The organism is Phenylobacterium sp. VNQ135, assembly GCF_049445735.1.
Lineage (GTDB): Bacteria > Pseudomonadota > Alphaproteobacteria > Caulobacterales > Caulobacteraceae > Phenylobacterium.
In genome coordinates this window covers 1-2,530 of sequence record NZ_JBMSDS010000009.1, presented here as the reverse complement: position 1 = coordinate 2,530, position 2,530 = coordinate 1, and the positions used below count along the sequence as shown (strand labels likewise).

General features: G+C 67.3%; 2 protein-coding genes. Both read right to left on the bottom strand.

Translation table 11 applies throughout. From position 1 onward, the window contains the following. Positions 1 to 179: 179 nt before the first annotated feature. Complete coding sequence (gene istB, locus ACO2Q0_RS21635; RefSeq protein WP_423353590.1) at positions 180 to 908, bottom strand: IS21-like element helper ATPase IstB; 729 nt, start codon at positions 906 to 908, stop codon at positions 180 to 182. Beyond that, positions 895 to 2,409, bottom strand: a complete 1,515-nt coding sequence (gene istA / locus ACO2Q0_RS21630) for an IS21 family transposase (RefSeq protein ID WP_423353589.1) — start codon at positions 2,407 to 2,409, stop codon at positions 895 to 897. The genes istB and istA overlap by 14 nt, the downstream gene beginning before the upstream one ends. Positions 2,410 to 2,530: the final 121 nt, after the last annotated feature.

The window sequence follows — 2,530 nt, the reverse complement described above, 5'->3', positions numbered from 1 at the left end:
TGTCAAACGGCGTTGAAAATTGACCCCCTATCGGCGTCCAAAATTGACCCCTCTGTTGGTTGTCCTGGGCTGGCGGCGAGGCGCGTAGCCATCAGCTAGCGCAGCGCGTCGCCGCCGGGTGAGCTGCGTGAGATTCAGCTGCCCGGAGGGGGTCTGGGGGAGGTTGAATAGATTGTGGATCAAGCCCTGGTCTTGAGGCGCCAGCTGTCGTTTCCGGTCTCGACGATGTCGCAGTGATGGGTCAGGCGGTCGAGAAGGGCCGTGGTCATCTTGGCGTCGCCGAAGACGGTGGGCCATTCGCCGAAGGTCAGGTTGGTGGTGATGATCACCGATGTGCGCTCATAGAGCTTGCTGATCAGATGGAAGAGGCGTTGGCCGCCGGACTGGGCGAAGGGCAGATAGCCCAGCTCGTCGAGGACGACGAGGTCCAGGCGTGAGAGCTGGGCGGCCAGAGCGCCGGAGCGGCCCTGACGGGCTTCCTCCTCGAGCCGGTTCACCAGATCGACGGTGTTGAAGTAGCGCCCGCGCGCCCCGGCCCGCACCACGTTGGCGGTGATGGCGATGGCCAGGTGGGTCTTACCGGTGCCCGTTCCGCCGATCAGGACGATGTTGCGGTGCTCGGCCAGGAATGAGCCGCCATGCAGGGCATGCACGAGGCTCTCGTTGATGGGCGAGCCCTCGAAGTTGAAGCGCGCCAGATCCTTCATCGCCGGCAGCTTGGCGGCGGTGATCCGATATCGGATGGAGGCGGCCTGACGATGGGCGGCCTCGGCCTTCACCAGATCGGCCAGGATCTCCATGGCGGTGCGCTTGCGCTGCAAGCCCGTGGTGACGGCGTCGTCGAAGGCGCCGGCCATGCCCTTGAGGCCCAGCTCGCCCAGCGCCTGGATCATCTCATGCCGCTGCACGGGAGCCTCGCAGCAGGTCGTAGCGCGCGCAGTCGGCGATGGGCGGATGGCTCAGGGCCAGGGCCTGGGAAGTGGTGATCGCCTCGGGCCGGGGCGGTTCGCGCCGGCGGGCCAGGATGTTGAGGATTACCTCGTCGCTGGCGACGCCGGCGTCGAGCGCCTCCTGGACGGCCTGGTCGACAGCGTCGAGCCCATCGTCCAGCACCGCCGCCAGCACCCGGACGAAGCGCCGATCGGCCTCGTCGCCCGAGCCCAGCCGCTTGCGCAGCCGGTTAAAGGCAGGCGGCAGCGCCCATTCCTGGAACGGCGCGCCATTGCGCAGCGCTCCGGGCTTGCGGGCCAGGACGGGAAGATAGTGCCAGGGATCGTAGACAGTGTGGTCACGGCCAAAGCCGCGCGGGTGATCGGCCACCACCTCGCCGTCGCACAGCACCATGATCCGGTCGGCGTAGGCGCGGATCTGGACGGCCCGACGCGCGGCCTTGGCCTGCACCGAGTAGCGGTTGCGGTCGAAGGTGATCAGGCAGGTGGCCTGGGCGACGGCTTCGATCTGGTGGAAGCCGTCGAAGGGACCTGCGAAGGGCGCCAGGAACGGCCGTTCAGCCTCGTAGACGTCCCAGACGACGCGGTCTCGGTGCTCGGGATGGCGATCATTGCGCGCCCGGCGCACGCACTCGGCCTCCAGCCAGCCGTTGAGCTCCTCCAGGCTATGGAAGCGCAGGCGCGGCTTGAAGATGTTGTCACGGGCGTAGCCGACCTGGTTCTCAACCTGGCCCTTCTCCCAGCCCGAGGCCGGTGTGCAGGCCACCGGCTCGATCAGGTAGTGCGAGCACATCTGCTCGAAGCGCCGGTTGAAGCGGCGGGTCTTGCCGGTGAACACCGCTTCAACGGCGGTCTTCATGTTGTCGTAGATGCCCCGGCGCGTGACGCCGCCGAACGCCTGGAAGGCCCGGGCATGTGCGTCGAACACCATCTCCTGGGTCTCGCGCGGATAGGCCCGGATGTAGAACCGGCGGCTATGGCAGAGCCGCACGTGCGCCACCTTCACCGTCAGGGGCGTGCCGCCGATCTCGACCTGCTCGTGGCTCCAGTCGAACTGATAGGCGTCGCCCGGCGCGAAGCTCAACGGCACGAAGGCCTCGACCGGAGAGCTCACACCCCGGCGTTGGACCGACCAGCGTCCTGCATAGCGCCGCACCGCGTCGTAGCCGCCGTCATAGCCCTCCCGGCTGAGCAGATCGGTGATCCGCATCAGTGTCAGCCGATCCTTGCGCGCCCCTGACGCATTGGCCTCCAGCAGCCCCTCCAGCCGCTCGATGAACGGCCCCAGCTTCGGGTGCGGCTGCTCGCGCCGCTCGTACTCCGGCGCCGTATCCCCCGACCGCAGGATCTTGCGCACCGTGTTGCGCGCCAGGCCCATCTCCCGCGCGATCGTCTTGACGCCCTTGCCCCGCGCGAAGTGCTCGCGCCGGATCTTCGCCACCGTCTCCACTACCAACATCCCCGTCTCGATCCGCGGCTACACAAGCCGCCGATCTGGCCATCAAAGCCTCAAGGACAGGGGGTCATTTTTGGACGCCGATATCCCCGAGATGGGGGTCACTTTTGCAAGCCGAAACACA